14 protein-coding genes are annotated in these 19,705 nt (G+C 61.2%); 4 read left to right on the forward strand and 10 right to left on the reverse strand.

Annotated elements, in window-relative coordinates; translation table 11 throughout:
• From ACJ8IP_RS16675 to speA, 3 genes are all read right to left on the reverse strand, one after another.
• On the reverse strand, window positions 1-146 hold a 146-nt coding region (locus ACJ8IP_RS16675), incomplete at its 3' end, for a Hok/Gef family protein (RefSeq protein ID WP_442524489.1).
• A gap of 337 nt (window positions 147-483) precedes the next feature.
• The gene (speB, locus tag ACJ8IP_RS16680) at window positions 484-1,404 is read right to left on the reverse strand and encodes an agmatinase (protein WP_004937606.1); all 921 of its coding nucleotides are present in this window, start codon (window positions 1,402-1,404) and stop codon (window positions 484-486) included.
• A 194-nt stretch (window positions 1,405-1,598) separates the two neighbouring features.
• Window positions 1,599-3,575, reverse strand: coding sequence for a biosynthetic arginine decarboxylase (gene speA, locus ACJ8IP_RS16685; protein ID WP_028127388.1), 1,977 nt, complete (start codon window positions 3,573-3,575; stop codon window positions 1,599-1,601).
• A gap of 908 nt (window positions 3,576-4,483) precedes the next feature.
• Between speA and metK the strand changes: the two genes are divergently transcribed.
• Window positions 4,484-5,638 carry a methionine adenosyltransferase gene (gene metK, locus ACJ8IP_RS16690; protein ID WP_033644710.1) on the forward strand — a complete coding sequence of 385 codons (1,155 nt, stop codon included), beginning with the start codon at window positions 4,484-4,486 and terminating at the stop codon, window positions 5,636-5,638.
• Window positions 5,639-5,762: 124 nt separating this feature from the next.
• On the opposite strand, the gene ACJ8IP_RS16695 is transcribed toward metK, so the two are convergent.
• The 7 genes from ACJ8IP_RS16695 to hrpB all read right to left on the reverse strand — a co-directional run bounded on the left by ACJ8IP_RS16695 (window position 5,763) and on the right by hrpB (window position 17,458).
• Complete coding sequence (locus ACJ8IP_RS16695; RefSeq protein ID WP_004937610.1) at window positions 5,763-5,915, reverse strand: Hok/Gef family protein; 153 nt, start codon at window positions 5,913-5,915, stop codon at window positions 5,763-5,765.
• A 305-nt stretch (window positions 5,916-6,220) separates the two neighbouring features.
• The gene (gene fhuB / locus ACJ8IP_RS16700) at window positions 6,221-8,209 is read right to left on the reverse strand and encodes a Fe(3+)-hydroxamate ABC transporter permease FhuB (RefSeq protein WP_164106401.1); all 1,989 of its coding nucleotides are present in this window, start codon (window positions 8,207-8,209) and stop codon (window positions 6,221-6,223) included.
• Window positions 8,206-9,114 carry a Fe(3+)-hydroxamate ABC transporter substrate-binding protein FhuD gene (fhuD, locus tag ACJ8IP_RS16705; RefSeq protein ID WP_164106403.1) on the reverse strand — a complete coding sequence of 303 codons (909 nt, stop codon included), beginning with the start codon at window positions 9,112-9,114 and terminating at the stop codon, window positions 8,206-8,208. Before fhuD ends, fhuB begins: the two co-directional genes overlap by 4 nt.
• A complete protein-coding gene (gene fhuC / locus ACJ8IP_RS16710) occupies window positions 9,114-9,911 on the reverse strand; it encodes a Fe3+-hydroxamate ABC transporter ATP-binding protein FhuC (protein WP_033651341.1) in 798 nt (265 codons plus the stop codon). The genes fhuD and fhuC overlap by 1 nt, the downstream gene beginning before the upstream one ends.
• A 47-nt stretch (window positions 9,912-9,958) precedes the next feature.
• The gene (gene fhuA, locus ACJ8IP_RS16715; RefSeq protein WP_033644706.1) at window positions 9,959-12,157 is read right to left on the reverse strand and encodes a ferrichrome porin FhuA; all 2,199 of its coding nucleotides are present in this window, start codon (window positions 12,155-12,157) and stop codon (window positions 9,959-9,961) included.
• Window positions 12,158-12,408: 251 nt separating this feature from the next.
• Complete coding sequence (mrcB, locus tag ACJ8IP_RS16720) at window positions 12,409-14,901, reverse strand: bifunctional glycosyl transferase/transpeptidase (RefSeq protein WP_033644705.1); 2,493 nt, start codon at window positions 14,899-14,901, stop codon at window positions 12,409-12,411.
• Window positions 14,902-15,019: 118 nt separating this feature from the next.
• A complete protein-coding gene (gene hrpB, locus ACJ8IP_RS16725) occupies window positions 15,020-17,458 on the reverse strand; it encodes an ATP-dependent helicase HrpB (RefSeq protein WP_197752595.1) in 2,439 nt (812 codons plus the stop codon).
• Between the two features lie 190 nt (window positions 17,459-17,648).
• Between hrpB and thpR the strand changes: the two genes are divergently transcribed.
• From thpR to dksA, 3 genes are all read left to right on the forward strand, one after another.
• Window positions 17,649-18,191: an RNA 2',3'-cyclic phosphodiesterase gene (thpR, locus tag ACJ8IP_RS16730; RefSeq protein WP_042785353.1), complete on the forward strand. Its 543-nt coding sequence runs from the start codon at window positions 17,649-17,651 to the stop codon at window positions 18,189-18,191.
• Window positions 18,188-18,895, forward strand: coding sequence for a DNA/RNA nuclease SfsA (gene sfsA, locus ACJ8IP_RS16735; RefSeq protein WP_004937572.1), 708 nt, complete (start codon window positions 18,188-18,190; stop codon window positions 18,893-18,895). Before thpR ends, sfsA begins: the two co-directional genes overlap by 4 nt.
• Before the next feature lie 183 nt (window positions 18,896-19,078).
• Window positions 19,079-19,534: an RNA polymerase-binding protein DksA gene (gene dksA, locus ACJ8IP_RS16740; RefSeq protein WP_004937569.1), complete on the forward strand. Its 456-nt coding sequence runs from the start codon at window positions 19,079-19,081 to the stop codon at window positions 19,532-19,534.
• The last annotated feature ends 171 nt before the right edge of the window (window positions 19,535-19,705 follow it).

Here is a 19,705-nt window from a genome sequence, read left to right on the forward strand (position 1 = left end):
TCGGATTCGTAAGCCAAAATGGCCGCAACCTCCGTAGTGCCCGATCGGATACGCAGCTCACACAGCGTGCTGCGGGTTATCCATGCCAGTGATATTACCGTGGCACAAATAACCACCAATCTTAACAGGCTCCGTTTGTTCGGCATCATGCCTTCTTCTCCTTGCCTCGCGGCGGGTAAGAGGCTAACTTAACGTTGTCTGGCGTTAGAGTTGGCCTCGGGTTGATGAATATCGACTCGGGGCTTTTCTCTTTGTACCTTTCACGCAGGCTCTAGATACAAAGATCCAGAGCACCCGCCCGCAGTATATTCATCCTCCCCGTTATCCCGGTTCCTTTTTACTGACTCCGTTTCATTTCTGCGCAAAATTGCGCAAAGGCGTTGCAACAGACTGAAAATCGCCGCACGGATGGCGACAAATGAAATAAAAAAAAGCGGCCCCCATACGATGGGAGCCGCTTTTTCAGCGAGGCGTGGCCTGGCGTCAGGCGTGTTTCTTGGCCGCCTGCAGGTACAGCATCTCCAGACCCAACGTCGCCGCGGCCAGCGCGGTGATCTCGGACTGGTCATAGGCCGGCGCCACTTCCACTACGTCCATGCCGACGATGTTCAGCGACTGCATGCCGCGCACCAGTTTCAGCGCGCGATCGGAAGTCAGGCCGCCGATCACCGGCGTGCCGGTGCCCGGTGCGAACGCCGGATCCAGACAGTCGATGTCGAAGGTCAGGTACACCGGCATATCGCCGACGATGCCTTTGATCTGGGTCAGCAGGTCGTCCACGCTGCGATCGTTCACCTGCGCGGCGTCCAGTACGGTAAAGCCATTGTCGTGATCGAACTCGGTGCGAATGCCGATCTGCACCGAGTGATGCGGATCGATCAGGCCTTCGTTCGGCGCATGGTAGAACATGGTGCCGTGGTCGAACTTGCTGCCGTTGGCGTAGGTATCGGTATGGGCGTCAAAGTGCACCAGCGCCAGCTTGCCGAAATGCTTGGCGTGCGCGCGCAGCAGCGGCAGGGTGACAAAGTGGTCGCCACCGAACGAGAGCATGCGCTTACCGGCCTTCAGCAGTTTCTCCGCGTGCGCCTGCAGCTTGTCGCTCATGTCCTGCGCATCGCCGAAGTTGAACACGATGTCGCCGCAGTCAACCACGTTCAGGCGATCGCGCAGATCGAAGCTCCACGGCCAACGGTTGCCTTCCCAGGCCAGGTTGGTGGACACCTGGCGGATGGCCGCCGGGCCATGACGGCCGCCGGCGCGACCGGAGGTCGCCATGTCAAACGGAATGCCGGTGATGACCCACTCTGCATCGCTGTCGTAAGGCATGAAGTTCAGCGGAAAGCGCAGGAAACCAAAGGCGTTGGACACTAATGAATTATCGGACTGATGGCCTAAGGTGCTCATAGTAAACCCTCATAGTTCAACAAGTTGCCGGGCGCAGACGCCGGGCCGTGACAAAAAAAAATCCCTCCCGCGTCGTTAGCCCGACGAGAAAGGGATTTATTCGATGTGTGTTTCGGTGCTACCGATACAGCAGATTATGGCCGCATTTTGTTCATGCTTCAAGGGGGCCGATATCGCCCCCCTGAAGAAGGCGGTTACTCGTCTTCCAGATACGTGTAGCCGTACAGGCCAGCTTCAAACTCTTCCAGGAACTGCGCCTGCAGCTCGCTGTCCAGATCGGTTTCTTTGACCTGATCGCGGAACTTGGACAGCAGCGCGCTCGGATCGAGCTGCACGTACTCCAGCATATCCGCTACGGTATCGCCCTCGTCGGACAGCTCGGTCTCGACGCTGCCGTCCGGGAACACGTACACATCAACCGAGGCGGTGTCGCCGAACAGGTTGTGCATGTTGCCGAGGATCTCCTGGTACGCACCGACCATGAAGAAGCCCAACGCCGGCGGGTTCTCCGGATCGTATGGCGGCATCGGCATGGTGGTCGCCACGCCGTCGCCGTCGACGTAATGGTCGATGGTGCCGTCGGAATCGCAGGTGATGTCGAGCAGCACCGCACGGCCTTCCGGCGGCTTATCCAACCCTTCCAGCGGCAGCACCGGGAACAGCTGATCGATGCCCCAGGCATCCGGCATCGACTGGAACAGCGAGAAGTTGACGTAGAACTTGTCCGCCATGCGCTCTTGCAGTTCGTCGATGATAGGACGGTGCGCGCGGTTGCTCGGATCGAGCTGCTGCTGGATCTTGTTGCAGATGTTCAGATACAGCTGCTCGGCCCAGGCGCGCTTGGTCAGGTCCAGCATGCCGTGCGCGTATTGGGTATGCACGTCGTGCAGATCCATCTGGCTGTCGTGCAGCCATTCGCGCAGCGAGCGGCGGTTTTCCGGCTCGTTCATTTCCAGCCAGGTTTCCCACATGCTTTCCAGCGCGCGCGGCGCGTCGGCTTCCGGCGGCTGCGGTTCGCTGAACTCGTTGCGCTCTACGCCGATCACGTTGGAGACCAGCACCGTGTGGTGCGCGGTCACGGCGCGACCGGACTCGGTGATCACCGTCGGGTGCGGCAGGCCGTGTTCGTTACAGGCGTCGCCGATGCCCCAAATCACGTTGTTGGCATATTCGTTCAGGCCGTAGTTGACCGAGCAATCGGACTGCGAACGGGTGCCTTCGTAGTCGACGCCCAAGCCGCCGCCCACGTCGAAGCACTGAATGTTGACGCCCAGCTTGTGCAGCTCAACGTAGAATCGCGCCGATTCGCGCACGCCGGTGGCGATGTCGCGAATATTGGCCAGCTGCGAACCCAAATGGAAGTGCAGCAGCTGCAGGCTGTCGAGGCGGCCCGCTTCACGCAGGGTTTCCACCAGTTTCAGCACCTGCACCGCCGCCAGACCGAACTTGGATTTTTCGCCGCCGCTCGACTGCCATTTGCCGGAGCCTTGCGATGCCAGACGCGCACGCACGCCCAGGCGCGGTATGACGTTCAGCCGCTCGGCTTCTTCCAGCACCAGATTGATCTCGGACATCTTCTCGATCACCAGGTACACCTTGTGCCCCAGCTTTTCCCCGATCAGCGCCAGACGAATATATTCACGATCTTTATAACCATTACAGACGATCACCGAGCGGGTCATGCCGGCATGCGCCAGCACCGCCATCAGTTCGGCCTTGGAGCCGGCTTCCAGCCCCAGCGGTTCGCCGGAGTTCACCAGCGATTCAATCACGCGGCGATGTTGGTTCACCTTGATCGGATACACCAGGAAATAGCCGCCCTGGTAACCGAAGGACTCACGCGCGCGTTTGAACGCGGCGTTGATAGAGCGCAGGCGATGCTGAAGGATCTGCGGGAAGCAGAACAGCGCCGGCAGACGTTGGCCGTCTTTCTGGCGCGTTTTCACCAATTCTGCCAGATCGACGCGCGCCTGCGGGACATCCGGATCCGGGCACACGCTGATATGGCCCAGCTCGTTGACGTCATAGTAATTGTTGCCCCAGTAGGCGACGTTATAAGTACGCAGCATCTTGCTGGCATTACGATCATTCATGGCAACCTCCTGCATGGAGCGCAAAGATAAAGACTCGCCCGCAACCGGCGGACGGTGAATCAACAGATCATCAGACATGGTTCGCCTCACATTCCGTACTGACGAAACCGTCAGCCACTATCGCAGCTACAACCCGCGAGAACAACCCAACAAGCCGCGCCGGCGGCAGCGAAGAGAACTGCCGTTCGCGGTCAGCGATCGGTTTATCACTCATATAATTGTAAGACACCCTGTTCAAACCTCGTGAATCGGGCCAAGAAACATCCCACAGGAAGGCTGCAGGCTACCCTTGTTCAGTTCTTCAGACGACCGTTAGCCGGCCCGAGAATCCTGAGTAGCGGCCAAGTGTTTATCGCACCTGGTAAGTGACAGAGAGACAAGACGGGAAATAGCAGAAGAATGTGCGCCAGAACGGCACTGCTGTTGAGAACCAACAACCGGTAGACAACGGATCATTAATCCAACCACCTCCACGCGCGCCGTTCGGAGTGAACGACCCAGCCTCTAAAATAGTGTAAGAACGTGACCGTTCGATGAAGCGGCGGCGCCACGGCGAACGCCCGCGACGGATAATAGCGCAATGCCGGCGAATGCAAAGCGGAAGTTTACCGTACCTTCCCCCACGCCAGACCGCCGTACTGTGCAGCAAATGAACCGCGCGCGCAGTTTATACCGGTAAGCAGGTGAAAAAGCAAAATGAAAATTCGCCGAAAACTGTTTCAAGCGATGAAAATGGCGCCAACCCGTTTGCGCAAAAGAGCGAAAGCGCAAAAAATTACTGGCAATCTGGCTAAACCCTGACCTAAAATAGACGTCCAGATGTTAATCCATCTATACTGGTTAACTGATAAACTGCTTAACGGCTTTGCCTGAGGGGCGTTGCAGGATGCATCTCGCGCCATCAGCGGAAGACCCTTCGCTTCGATGCCGGATCTCCAGCGCTGTGCAGTAATTTCTAACCCGTCTTATGCAAGGTAAAGAACACAATGGCTAAACACCTCTTCACGTCCGAATCCGTCTCCGAAGGACATCCAGATAAAATCGCCGACCAGATCTCCGATGCCGTCCTCGACGCCATCCTGGAACAAGATCCGAAAGCGCGCGTCGCCTGCGAAACTTACGTGAAAACCGGCATGGTGCTGGTCGGCGGTGAAATCACCACCAGCGCCTGGGTCGATATCGAAGAGATCACCCGCAAGACCGTGCGCGAGATCGGCTACGTTCATTCGGACATGGGCTTTGACGCCAACTCCTGCGCAGTGTTGAGCGCCATCGGCAAGCAATCCCCGGATATCAATCAGGGCGTTGACCGTACCGATCCTCTCGAGCAGGGCGCCGGCGATCAGGGCTTGATGTTTGGCTACGCCACCAATGAAACCGACGTGCTGATGCCTGCGCCTGTCACCTACGCGCACCGTCTGGTGCAGCGCCAATCCGAAGTGCGTAAGAACGGCACCCTGCCGTGGCTGCGCCCGGACGCGAAGAGCCAGGTGACCTTCCAATACGACGACGGCAAAATCGTCGGCATCGACGCCGTCGTTCTGTCCACCCAGCACTCAGAAGACATTTCGCTGAAAGATCTGCAAGAAGCGGTGATGGAAGAGATCATCAAGCCGGTACTGCCGGCGGAATGGCTGACGGCGGGCACCAAATACCACATCAACCCGACCGGCCGTTTCGTTATCGGCGGTCCGATGGGCGACTGCGGCCTCACCGGCCGTAAGATCATCGTCGACACCTACGGCGGCATGGCTCGCCACGGCGGCGGCGCCTTCTCCGGTAAGGACCCGTCCAAGGTTGACCGTTCCGCGGCATACGCGGCGCGCTACGTGGCGAAAAACATCGTCGCCGCCGGCCTGGCCGATCGCTGCGAGATCCAGGTGTCTTACGCTATCGGCGTAGCGGAACCGACCTCCATCATGGTGGAAACCTTCGGTACCGAGAAAGTGCCAACCGAACAACTGACGCTGCTGGTGCGCGAATTCTTCGATCTGCGCCCATACGGCCTGATCCAGATGATGGATCTGCTGCAGCCGATCTACCGCGAAACCGCCGCCTACGGCCACTTCGGCCGCGAACACTTCCCATGGGAAGCGACCGACAAAGCTGCACAGCTGCGCGATGCCGCCGGCCTGAAATAAGCCCCGACATCAACATGAAAAACGGCGAGCCAAGGCTCGCCGTTTTTATTGAACGGATGGGTGCTCATGGATCAACGCATCGACTGCCGGCCGGCGGAGGCAAAGCCCCCGCCGCCGGGTTGCCTTACCGTTCGGATTCGTAAGCCAAAATGGCCGCAACCTCCGTAGTGCCCGATCGGATACGCAGCTCACACAGCGTGCTGCGGGTTATCCATGCCAGTGATATTACCGTGGCACAAATAACCACCAATTTTAACAGGCTCCGTTTGTTCGGCATCATGCCTTCTTCTCCTTGCCTCGCGGCGGGTAAGAGGCTAACTTAACGTTGTCGTGCGTTAGAGTAGGCCTCGGGTTGATGGATATCGACTCGGGGCTTTTCTCTTTGTACCTTTCACGCAGGCTCCAGAGACAAAGATCCAGAGCACCCGCCCGCAGTATATTCACCTCCCCCTCTCTTCCCGCGTTCCTTTTCACGTTAAATGTCTTTCTTGCGCAGCGACACGCAACGCCTTGCAAGGCGTTGAAAAAAGGCCCAGCAACGCTGGGCCCTTGATGGTGAAGAAGGCAAAGTAGGGGTGAAGCTTACGACGTCTGCTTACGCAACAGATAAACGAAGTACGGCGCGCCGATAAAGGTCGCCAGTAACCCCGCGGGGATCTGATACGGAAACAGCAGCATCCGCCCGCACCAGTCGGCAAATACCATCAGCAAACCGCCCAACAGCGCGGCGATCACCATTTGCGGCAGCGCGCGGCGGAAGCCCAACATGCGCGCCATGTGCGGCGCCATCAGCCCGACAAAGCTCAGCGGCCCCACGGTCAGGGTCGCCATGGCGGTCAGCGTGGCGGCCAACAACAGGATGGTCAATCGCGCAGGCGTCAACGCAATCCCCACCGAACGGGCGGTGGCCCCGCCGAGCGGCAGAATGGTCAGCCAGCGGCGGCACAGCGGCGCCAATATCATCAATCCGGCGGCGATCAGCGCGGTGCGCAGCGCCTGCGCAGGCTCCACCGAATAGGTTGAACCGGAGAGCCAGGTCAGCAAGCCCCCCATACGCGGATCGCCGCTGGCCAGCAGCAGGAAGATGACGGTGGTAAAGGCGGTGCTGAGCGCGATGCCGGCGAGCAACATGCGTTCGGTCGAGAAACCGCCGCGGCCAGCGGCAATCATGATGATCAGCAGCGTAACGGCCGCCCCCAGACTGCCGGCGGGCAACAGCCAAACGAAGGCGTCGCCCGGCACCATAAACAGCATCATCACGACGCCAAAAGCGGCGCCGGAGCTGATGCCCAACACTTCCGGGCTGGCCATCGGGTTGCCGGTCAGCTTCTGGATCAGCGTGCCGGCGACCGCCAGCATCATGCCCGCAGCCAACGCCGACAGCACCCGCGGCCAGCGCCACGGCAGCAAGGCGTCCAGCTCCGCGCCCAGGCTCCAGTGCCAGCCGCCGGCGTTTTTGCCCAGCATCAGCGCCAGGGTCAGGCCGATCAACAGCACGGCACCGGCCAGCGCTGCCCAGCCAGGCAGATTCCCGCGCTCGGCAGGCACCTTGTCGCCAAGGTTCATCGGCGGCGGCGTGGCGGCGCTGCGCAAACGCGGCAGCAGCCACAGCAGCAGCGGCGCGCCGAACAGCGCGGTGGCCGCCCCGGTCGGGATCTCACGCCACACCTGCGCCACCCCAATCATCACCTGATCGGTCAGCCACAGCAGCAACGCCCCCAGCAACGGCGCCAACATCATGCGATGCGCCAGGCGGCGAGCGCCCAGCATCTTCGCCATCAGCGGCGCAAACAGGCCGATAAAGCCGATAACGCCCACCGCGCTCACCAACATGGCGCTGAAGATGATGGCCAGCCCCAGGGCGCAGAAGCGCGCCATCGACAGCCCCAACCCCAGGTTGCGCGCCACGCCGTCGTCCAGCCCCAGCAGCGTCAGCGGGCGCAGCAATAGCGCCGCCAGCGCACCGGCCACCAGCAAACGCGGCAGGATAAACTGCACCGCGCTCCAGTCCTGTTGGTTCAACGCGCCGGTGCCCCACAGGAACATGCCCTGCAGCTGATCGTAATTAAACAGCGCCAACAGGCTGTTGACTGCGCCGCAGTAAAGCCCCAGCACCAGCCCGGCCAGAATCAGCGTCACCGGCGACATCCGCTTGCCCCAGGCGACGCCGAACACCAGCCCGCCCACCGCGATCGCCCCCGCCATAGCGGCCAGTTGACGAGTGAACTCGCCCCCCGGCAGCACCCACAGCGTGGCGATGGTCAGGCCGAGCTGCGCGCCGGCGGCCACGCCGAGCGTCGACGGTTCCGCCAACGGATTGCGCAACACCTGCTGGAACAATACGCCGACCAATCCCAGACCGGCCCCGGCCAACAGCGACACCGTCAACCGCGGCAGCAGGCTGTAATGGAACAGCATTTGCCGCACGTCGTCGATGTCCGGCGCGCTCAGCGCCCGCGCCCATTGCGCCGGTGGCAGCTGCTGCGTCAGGTTGTATATCGTCAAACCGCCGGCCGCCGCCAGCAACAGCAGGATCAGCGTCAGCGGCAATTTCCGGATGCCAGCATTCATGCCGCACTCTCCTGAGCCTGCGCCAACAGGCGGCAAAACCGCATCGTCGACAGCGTAGCGCCATAGAACCACACCGCCGGCACCTGCCGCAGCTGGTTTTGCCGCACAAAAGGCAATGACTGCCACAGCGGCGTCGCGCTGACCTTGTTCATCATCGCCTGATTACCGTGATCGAGATAAATGACCCGGGCGTTACGCACCGTGGCCAACCGTTCAATCCCCACCACCGCCGTGCCCCAAAAGTCGGTTTGCTCCTGCCAGGCATTGCGGATGCCGAGCTGATCCATCGCTTCCTGGAACAGGCTTTTTTGACCGATGATCAACGCATGGCGGGTGTCTATCAGGGAAAACAGCAGCAACGGTTGCCGGGTGTAGCTTTGCAGGCGCTGGCGCGCATCCTGCATAAAGCTGTCGAACTGCGCCAGGTGGTTTATCGCCCGGCTTTCTATGCCTAATCGTTGCCCCAGCGCCAGCAGCGACTGGCGGGCGACGGTCAGCGGTTTGCCGCTGCCGTCGTTGAAGCCGAAGCTCATGGTTGGCGCGATGGGTTTGATTTTGCGCGGCGTCGGGCCATAGCCTTGCGACAGCAACACCAGCGAAGGCTGGAGCTGCTGCAGCAGTTCGAGATTCGGTTCAGTGCGCTGGCCGACGTCGACGACCGTCGTCGGCAGCTTCGGCTCCGCCACCCACAGGTTGTAGTTATGGACATCGGCCACCGCCAGCGGCGTCACGCCCAATGCCAACAGCAGCTCGATCGGCAGCCATTCCAGCGCCGCAACGCGCGCGATATCCGGCGGCGCATCCGCCGCTCGCCCGGGCAACGATCCCAACAGGGGCGACAGCGCCAGCGCCATCAACAGGCGGCGGCGCAGCGGATCGTGAGAAGAAGTGAATGCAGAGGACATCAGTAGACAAAACTCACCGGCGCGCCGCCGCTCGGGTGCGGCAACGTGCCCATAGGAATACCGTAAATTTGCTCCAGCACCGGCCCCTGCATCAGTTCCAGCGGGCCGCCCTGGGCGATCATGTCACCGCCGCGCAGCGCCACCAAATGGTCGCAGTAGCGCGCCGCCATATTGATGTCGTGCAGTACGGCGATCACCGTGAGATCGCGTTCGCGGCTCAGGCGCTGGATCAGCGCCAGCACCTCGACCTGGTGCGCGATGTCCAGCGCCGACGTCGGCTCGTCGAGCAACAGGCAGCGGCTGTCCTGCGCCACCATCATCGCCAGCCAGGCGCGTTGGCGCTCGCCGCCGGACAGGCTGTCCACCAGGCGGTGGGCGAACGGCTTCAGCCCCACCAGTGCGATGGCCTCTTCCACCTGTTGGCGATCGTTGGCGCCAAAACGCCCCAGCGCGCCATGCCACGGATAGCGGCCGACGGCCACCAGCTCGCGCACCGTCATGCCTTCCGCCGCCGGCAACTGCTGCGGCAGGTAGGCCACCTGGCGGGCGAAGGATTTGCTGTCCCACTGCGCCAACGGCTGCCGATTGAGCAAGACCTGACCGCCGCTGGGCGCATGGTGCCGCCCGAGCAGTTTCAACAGAGTGGATTTACCGGAACCGTTATGGCCGATCAGGCCGCAGACTTTGCCCTGAGGAAAACGGAGCGACAGCGGTTGCAACAGCACCCGGCCGGGAACGGCGAAGCTGGCGTTATCCAGTGCGAAAGTCGCGCCGGGATTAAGAAGTTTGTCCTGCATAGATCCTGCTTTTTCCGGGGCGACGCGCCGCCGCCCCGGCTATCCGGTTAGAAACGGAAGGTTGCGGTGGCGACCACCTGGCGTTCTGCGCCCCAGTAGCAGGCGTAGTCGCGGTAGCAGCTCGATACGTAAGTCTTGTCGAACAGGTTGTTGATGTTGACGCCCACGGACGAGCCCGGCAGGCCAAAGCGCGCCAGATCGTATTTAATGGTGGCGTCCACCAGCGTGTAGTCCGGCACCTTGAAGGTGGTGTTATCGCTGTTGAAGCTCGAGCTGGAGCCAACGTAACGCACGCCGGAACCCAGCGTCAAACCGCTCACCGCCGTTTCGTGGAAGGTATAATCCGCCCACAGCGACGCCATGTGTTTCGGCACTTCGACGGTCGGTTTGCCCTGATAGGTGTTGTCCTTGGTGTACTTCGCATCGGTGTAGGTATAGGAGGCGATCAGGTTGACGTTGGCATTCAACGCCGCCTTGGCTTCCAGCTCCACGCCGCGCGAACGGATCTCGCCACTCTGCACGCTGAACTGCGCGTTATCCGGATCCGGTGTCAGGTTGTTGTTCTTGGTCAGCTGATACAGGGCGCCGGTCAGCACGATTGGGCGATCCTTCGGCACGTATTTCACGCCGGCTTCATACTGCTTGCCGATCGAAGGTTTGAACGTACTGCCCCCTTGCGTCGTGCCCAAATTCGGCTCAAACGACTCGCTGTAGCTGAAATACGGCGTCACGCCGTTGTCGAACAGATAGTTCAGGCCGCCGCGCCAGGTGAACTGCCGGTCGGTCTGCTGGCTCGTCGAACTCGCATCACGGTTGTAAGCGGAGGTCTTCGCCCAGTCATAGCGCCCGCCCAGCGTCAACAGCCACTGATTCCACTCCCCTTGCTCCTGCACATACAGGCCGGTTTGCTCCTGACGGTTCAGATAATGGTAGGGGAAGTTGATGTTGACCGCGTCATTCCCGTATTGCGGATGGGTCATGCTCAGCCCGTCCGCTGTGCCAAATGCGGCATTGATATCGTTACGCATGCGCATGTAGTCCACGCCGAACAACAGCGTGTGGTCGATATCGCCGGTTTTCACCTTCGCCTGCGCCTGAGTATCCACCGAGAAATTGTTCAGGTGCTCTTTCGACTGAACATAGGCGCGGTTAATCGTCGTCGGCGTCGCAGCAGAAACGCCACTGCCATAAATACTCTTCATGTCGGTGTCCAACTGCAGATAGCGCAGGTTCTGGCGCACCGCCCAGGTATCGTTGAAGGCGTGTTCGAAGCTGTACCCGATCATCCGCTGCTTGCGGGAGGTATAGTTGCTGGCTTCGCCTTCGTTGAAATCGGTCGGCAGCTTACCGCCATTCGGCAACGGGATCAGCGTGCCCTGCTTCGGCAGCCAGCCGTAATAACCGGTATAGGGATCGTTTTGAATGTTGGCCAACAGTGTGAAGTTGGTCTTGTCATCCGGGCGCCAGCTAAAGGACGGCGCGATCGCATAGCGCTTCTCTTTGCTCATGTTTTGCTGCGCATCGCTGTCTTTCGCCAGGCCGGTCAGGCGATAGGAGTAGATGCCCTGATCGTCCAGCGCGTCGCTGAAATCGAAACCGGTTTGGAACAGGTTATCGGTGCCCATCTTGAACTGGATTTCGCGCAGCGGCTCGGTGGTTGGCCGCTTGCTGACCAGGGCGACCAGGCCACCCGGGTTGCTTTTGCCGTACAGCACCGAGACCGGGCCGCGCAGCAGCTCGGCGCGCTCGAGGAAATAAGGATCGATGGACGCTTCGCTGTAGTTGTCGCCCAGCAGCCGCAGGCCATCCAGATACTGGGTGGTGTTGGTGGCCGGGAAGCCGCGGATCGCCACCGCGTCATAGGTCGTGGAGCTGCCGCGGCTGGCGAATACGCCCGGCGCATAGGCCAGCGCGCCTTTCACCGTATCCGGCTGGCGCATGTCCATCTCTTCACGCGTTACCACGGAAACGGACTGCGGGTTCTTCTCGATCGGCGTATCGGTTTTGGTGCCGGTGGCGCTGCGCTTGGCGACATAGGTGCCGACCGGCCCCCAGGCGCTTTCCTGCTGGGCGGTGTTGCTGCTGCCCACAACGGTAATCGTGTCTTCCTTGGCGGCCGGCTTGGCGTCGGCGGAAAAAGCCGGCATCGCCAGCGTACCCAACGCCGCAGCGACGGTGATCGCTAACGCGCTGACGGGGAGACGGCCCTGCTTGGCCGCGGATGATGAAAGACGCTTGGTCAGCATGATTTATTTCTCTGATGAATTATTAAATGACGAATGTAAACGATAATAATTATTATAAGCGTCGCATTTTATGCAGAAGCCAAATTAAACTGCAAGCCGAATTCATAGGGCAAATAGGTTAAGGATTAGGCGCTTAGCCTTGCAGTTAACAGGGAAATAAAACGAGCGGAAAAATAAAAAAGCCCGCAACCAAGGTTACGGGCTTAATAACAAAGCAAAAATTTTCGCCGGGGCCGACGCCCCGGCAGCGATTACTGACCGAACATATCCTTGATCCAGCCGGCGACGCCATCGCCATCTTTTTGCTCACCCGCCGCCGGTTGCTGCTGTTGCTGCACCGCCGCCTGGCTGGCCTGACACAGTCCCTGCGGATTGTCGGTCCAGACCGGGATGGTGCGCCAGCTGCCGCCGCCGCAGATAAAGTTGCCTGCGGAGTCGATGCTCATCTGGTTAATACCTTCCGGCGGCTGCAGCATCAGCGGCAGCGGCGTCTGGTTTTCCAGATAGCGGCGATACAGGGTCAACGCGCCGTTGGCGCCGGTCAGCTTGGCCGGGCCGTTGTTATCGCGCCCGACCCAGGCGATCGCCACTTCCTTGCCGTCGATGCCGGCGAACCAGCTGTCGCGCAGATCGTTGGTGGTACCGGTTTTCGCCGCCAGGTTGTAGTTCGGGAACTTCACCGACAGCGAGCGGGAGGTCCCGCGCGCCACGCCCTGCTGCATCGCGTACAGCGTCAGGTAAGCGGCCTGCGCCGGCACCATGCGCTCCGCCTGCGGGAAGCTCTGGTACAGCACCGTGCCGTCTTCGGCGATCACCGAACGCACCGCCGACAGCGGCGCACGGTTACCGCCGCTGGCGATGGTCTGGTATTCCTGCGCCACTTCCATTGGCGTCAGGCCGATCGCCCCCAGCAGCATCGAAGGCACCGGATTGATCTCCGCTTTCGGGATCCCCAGGCGTTGCAGCGTGGCGCTGATCTGATCCAGCCCAACCGACAGGCCGAGGTTCACCGTCGGCACGTTCAGCGAGTTGGCCAACGCATCCACCAGCATCACCTGACCGCGGAATTTGCGATCGTAGTTGTTCGGCTGCCAGACGGCGCCGTTCGGCTGTTTCAGCGACAGCGGCGCATCCGCCAGCCAGGTGTTGAGGCGGTATTTGTCCGGCTCGGACAGCGCGGTCAGGTACGTCGGCGGTTTGGCCAGCGAGCCGACCAGGCGTCGCGCCTGCATGGCGCGGTTGAAACCGGCGAACTGCGGGTTGGCGCCGCCGACCATGGCGCGTACTTCACCGCTGAAGCGATCGACGATCACCATCGCCGCTTCCAGATCCTGCAGGTGACGCGCAGCGCGCAGCGCCGGGATGCCGTCTTCGACCGCTTTTTCCGCCGCGTCTTGCGACACCGGATCCAGCGTGGTGAAGATCTTCACGCCGGACAGGTCATTCACCTTATCGCCCAGCTTGGTCTGCAGTTCCTGACGCACCATCTGCATAAACGCCGGCTGCGGCGTAATGACGCCGCCTTTCGGCTGCACGCCCAGCGGACGCGCGCTCAGCATGTCATACAGCTCGCCGTCGATCACGCCCTGGTTCTGCAGCAGTTTGAGCACCAAATTGCGGCGTTCCAGCGCCAGTTTCGGGTTACGCCACGGGTTGTACAGCGACGCGCCCTTGACCATGCCGACCAGCAACGCCTGTTGATCGAGGCTCAGCTCATCCACCGGGCGGCCGAAGTAATACAGGCTGGCCAGCGGGAAGCCGCGGATCTGGTCGCTGCCGCTCTGGCCGAGGTATACCTCGTTCAGATACAGCTCCAGGATGCGGTCTTTGCTGTAACGGTAATCCACCAACAGCGCCATATAGGCTTCGTTGGCCTTACGCCACAGCGAACGTTCGTTGGTCAGGAACAGGTTCTTCACCAGCTGCTGCGTCAGGGTGCTGCCGCCCTGCACCGCGCGGCCGGCGGTCAGGTTGGCCAGCACCGCGCGGCCGATGGAGTACGGGCTGATGCCGTCATGCTCATAGAAGTGGCGGTCTTCCGTGGCGATCAACGTATCCACCAACAGATCCGGGAAACCGGAGCGCGGCACGAACAGCCGCTGTTCGCCGTTCGGCGACTGCAGCATGGTGATCAGACGCGGGTCGAGGCGGAAGAAGCCGAAGCTGCGGCCGCTGTCCAGGTTTTCGATCTTCGCCAGGCGGTTATTCTGGAAATCGAGGCGGGCGCGGATCTGCCCTTCTTTACCATCCGGGAAGTCGAACGGACGGCGCAGCATCTCGATGCTGTTGGCCTGCACGGTAAACTCGCCCGGACGCGTCATGCGGCTGACCTGGCGGTACTGCATGCCTTCCAGCAGGTTAACCATCTCCTTCTTGCTGTACGGCATGCCCGGTTCCAGGTTGACCATGCGGCCGTACACCGCCGCCGGCAGCTGCCAGACTTTGCCGTCGATGCGGCTGCGGATCTGCGAGTCCAGGTAGACGCCATAGATCGCCAACAGGACGGCGAGCACCAGGATCAGTTTGATAAACAGGCCGAGCCAGCGGCGTTTTTTACGCGGCGGAGTCGCTTTCACCTTACGCGGCATGCGTTCCTCCTCCTCTTCATACTCGTCATCGTCATACTCGTCTTCTTCGTAATCGTCATAATCGTCGTCTCGGCGACGGCGCGGCGGCTTGCGCGACGCGGTGCTTTTTGGTTGTTTTCCTTTGCGCCCGATGGGCTCGCGGTCATCCCCAGCCATGGCTGTTGTTCTCCGAGCTTGCCGACACTGCCGGCCATAATGAGTCGCTTAATCTGTGCCGACGCCGTGGCGCTGAACAGAAGAAACATCTGAATTCCAAACCTTAAACGCTCGCGGCCTACTGATATTTCTTCGTTCGGCGCGTCGGGGCCGCCGTGGCCGGATCGTCCGGCCATACGTGTTTCGGGTAGCGGCCCTTCATCTCTTTTTGCACCTCGCGGTAGGCGCCTTGCCAGAAGGCCGCCAGATCGCCGGTGATTTGCAACGGCCGGTGCGCCGGTGAGAGTAACTCAAGCACTACCGGGATGCGACCCTCCGCCAACATCGGGCTGCGCTGCTCGCCGAACATTTCCTGCAAACGCACCGCCAGCGCCGGCGGTTTGCCGGCCTCATAACGGATCGGCAGGCGGCTGCCGGTCGGCACAGTGTAATGAGTGGGTAATGCATTATCCAGCCGCTGTTTTTGCTGCCAGTCCAACAGCCGGGACAACGCCTCGGCGAGGTTGACCTGCTTCAATCCGCGCAGATCGCGCACGCCGTTCAGCGACGGCAGCAGCCACTGCTCCAGCGCCGCCAGCAGCGGTTCTTCGTCCATCGCCGGCCACTCCGCCTCCGGCAGCCAGGCTTGCGCGCACTGCAGGCGCACCCGCAGTTGTTCAGCTGCGCCCTCCCAGTTGAGCACCGCCAGCCCCTGCGCGCGCACCCAGTCGAGCAGCGCCTGCTGCAGCTCTTCGTCCGCCGGCTTGGCCAGCGGCTGCGCGCGCAGCGTCAGACGGCCGATCTGCTGGCGTTTCCAGGCGCGCAGCGTCCCCTTCTCTTCATCCCACTCCACCGCCGTGCGTTGCATGACCATCGCCGGCAGCTGCGCCGCCAACGCCTCGATATCGACCGGCAACGCCAACAAAATACGCGCATCCGGGCTGTTGTGGCCCTGCAACAGGTTGGGGACAATCAACCAGGGCGCGCGCGACAGCGCCTCGTCCTGGTTCATCGCCGCGCCCAGGCCGTTGGCCAGCAGGTAGCGGCCATCCTGACCGCGACGCTGGGCGATGCGATCGGTAAATGCCAGCGCCAACAGCCGCGGCGCCAAATCGGCGTCAACTTGCCCCGCACGTTGCGGCAGACGTTTGGCCAACTGCGCGGCGCGCTGCCGCCAGTTCGGCTGCGGGCGGCTCAGCCAATAACCGATATCCATCTGTCCGCCGCGCGGCGGTTCTTCCAGCAATGCCGCCAGCAACGCGGCCGTCGCCAGGCCGTCGGCGCTCAGCGCCGCGCCGGCGACCAGCATCGCCGCCAGCCGCGGTTCACATCCCAGAGCGGCCATTTGGCGCCCCGGCGCGGTGAGTTTGTCGCCGTCATCCGTGGCCCCCAGCCGGTGCAGCAACGCCCTGGCCGCCGCCAATGCCGCTGCCGGAGGCGCGTCAAGCCAGGTCAGCTGCGCCGGATCATGGCACCCCCACTGCAGCAGCTCGAGCCAGAAGCCGGTGAGATCGCTCTGTAAAATTTCCGGCTCAGCATGTTCCACCGCGCGCTCCGCCTGCTCTTTGGCGAACAGATGCCAGCAAATGCCCGGTTCCAGACGCCCGGCACGCCCGGCGCGCTGCACCATCGAGGCCTGACTGATGCGCTGTGTCGCCAGCCGCGTCAGACCGTTGCGCACGTCGTAGCGCGCTACGCGTTCCAGGCCGCTGTCCACCACCAGCCGAATGCCCTCGATCGTCAGGCTGGTCTCGGCGATGTTGGTCGCCAACACCACTTTGCGGCGGCCCGGCGCCGCCGGCTGAATCGCTTTTTGCTGTTGCGCCAGAGGCAGAGCGCCATACAGCGGGCAAAGATCGGTATCACTCGCCACTTCGCCGGTCAAACGCTCCAGCACCCGGTTGATCTCCGCTACGCCCGGCAGGAACAGCAGCAAAGACCCCGGCTGTTCGGCCAGCATGCGCTTCACCGCCGCCGCTACGCCATCCTCCAGCCGCTGATGGCTGGCCAACGGCTGATACAGGCGTTCAACCGGGAAACTGCGCCCCTCGGACACCACCACCGGCGCCTGCGGCAGCAGTTGCGTCATACGGGCGTTATCCAGCGTGGCCGACATGATCAACAGTTTCAGATCGTCGCGCAGCCCTTGCTGCACGTCGAGCAGCAGCGCCAGCGCCAAATCGGCCTGCAGACTGCGTTCGTGAAATTCATCGAGGATCACCAGCGACACGCCCTGCAGCTCGGCATCCTGCTGCAGCATGCGGGTGAGAATGCCTTCCGTCACCACTTCCAGCCGGGTCTGCGGCCCGCTTTTACTTTCGGCGCGCATGCGATAACCCACGGTCTGGCCGGGCTCCTCCCCCAGTTGCTGCGCCAGGCGGTAAGCGACGTTTTTCGCCGCCAGCCGCCGCGGCTCCAGCATGATAATGCGCCCCGGCAACCCGGCCTTAGCCATGATTTGCAGCGGCAGCCAGGTGGATTTACCGGCACCGGTCGGGGCGTGCAACAGCACCTGCGGGGCAGACTGCAGCGCAGCCAGCAACTCATCGAGCACTGCGCTGACGGGCAATGAAGACACTGAATTCTCCGTAGTGGTTAGCGTTAAACGGCGTACAGTGTAGCATTAGCTTTATACCCGTAACCTTTCAAACTGTTGCGGCGTTAGCTATAGTACGGAGCTCATTCGTGCGCCGCGCCCCTCGCGGGGCCGCTGCCAGTAACGTTTACCGCTGTTCCCGACCGTATTGTCATGCATTTGCCGAGCCCTTATGTCCAATTCGCGCCGCCTGTTTTTCGCCCTGTCCTTGCCTGACGCCCTGCAACAGCAGGTGGTCCGCTGGCGCGCCGAGGCGTTTGCACCGGAGGCCGGTCGGCCGGTGGCGGCGGCCAATTTGCACCTGACGCTGGCGTTTCTCGGTGAAGTCAGCGCACAGAAAGAACTAGCGCTGCGTAAGTTGGCCGGCCGTATCGCTCAACCCGGCTTCAGCATGCGGCTCGACGATCTCGGCCATTGGCCGCGCCCCGGCGTGGTCTGGCTCGGCACCCGCCGCGCGCCGCGCGGGTTGCTGCAGCTGGCCGAGCTGCTGCGTTCGCAGGCCGCACGCAGCGGTTGCCATCAAAGCGCGCTGCCGTTCCATCCGCACATCACGCTGCTGCGCGCCGCCACCCAGCCGGTGGCGATCCCGCCGGCGACGCCGGGCTGGGCGTTCAGCGCCGACGCCTTTTCCTTGTATGAATCGGTGTTCGAAAACGGCCGCACCCGTTACCAACACCTTGAACAGTGGCCGCTGGCCAAGCAGGCATCCCCATGATTTTTTCTCCACCGCTGCGCTCCGCCACGCTGATCAAACGTTACAAACGCTTTCTGGCTGACGTGATCACCCCGGAAGGGGAAACCTTTACGCTGCACTGCGCCAATACCGGCGCCATGACCGGCTGCGCCACGCCCGGCGACACCGTGTGGTACTCCACCTCGGACAACCCCAAACGCAAATACGCCCACAGCTGGGAGCTGACCCATACCCAACAGGGGCACTGGATCTGCGTCAATACCCTGCGCGCCAACGCGCTGGTGCGCGAGGCGATCGAACACAATTTAATCAATGAATTATCCGGTTACAGTAAAATTAGCGGCGAAGTGAAATACGGCGGTGAAAACAGCCGTATCGATTTGTTATTACAGGCAGAAAATCGGGTTAACTGCTATATTGAAGTTAAGTCAGTCACATTACTGCAACAACAACGTGGTTACTTTCCTGATGCGGTAACGCTCAGAGGGCAAAAGCACCTGCGTGAGTTGCTCAGCGTGGTTGAAAGCGGGCAACGGGCGGTATTGTTCTTTGCCGTGTTACACAGCGGTATTGAGCAGGTCGCACCGGCACATCATATAGATGAGCGCTATGCGGCGCTGTTGGCACAGGTCCGGCAGTTGGGAGTGGAAGTGGTTTGCTATGGGGCAAAATTATCACCTGACGGTATTTATCTCTGCGATAAGCTGCCGTTTTTTATCGATTAGCGCAGCCGGGTCCCTATAAATAGACAACCGGCCAGCACGATCGCCAAATACGCCTTCCTTCACACGATTGTCAAGCGGGCGACAGGAATAATTGCCAACCTACCTTCCTTCTGTTATTTATAGCGGCCTGTTTTTCCCCCGCATTGGGGATTCGATAGTGCGTGTGTATGTAGGAGAAGCAACATGCAAGAAGGGCAAAACCGTAAAACCTCGTCCTTGAGCATTCTCGCCATCGCTGGGGTGGAGCCGTACCAAGAGAAGCCGGGCGAAGAGTACATGAACGACGCCCAGTTGTCGCATTTCAAGCGCATTCTTGAAGCGTGGCGCAACCAGCTCAGGGACGAAGTGGACCGTACTGTATCGCATATGCAAGAAGAGGCAGCCAACTTCCCTGATCCGGCCGACCGCGCTACTCAGGAAGAAGAGTTCAGCCTTGAACTGCGTAACCGTGACCGTGAACGCAAACTGATCAAAAAGATCGAGAAAACGCTGAAGAAAGTGGAAGACGATGATTTCGGCTACTGCGAATCTTGTGGCGTGGAGATCGGTATTCGTCGCCTCGAAGCGCGTCCGACCGCCGATCTGTGCATCGACTGCAAGACGCTGGCTGAGATCCGCGAAAAGCAGATGGCCGGCTAATACCGCTACTCTACATGATTGGAGCTGCATCAAGGCGGCAAGAATGCGCATGCCGATGAGCTTACTCAAGTAAGTGATTCGGGTAAGCAGGCGCAGCTAACACAGATGCAGTTTCAAGCATAACGAGTATGTTACCGCTGCGGCGTGCGCATCCGCGTGCGCCGCACAGAG

Origin of the sequence: Serratia sp. CY52157 (assembly GCF_052168495.1) — a bacterium.
GTDB classification, from domain to species: domain Bacteria; phylum Pseudomonadota; class Gammaproteobacteria; order Enterobacterales; family Enterobacteriaceae; genus Serratia; species Serratia ureilytica.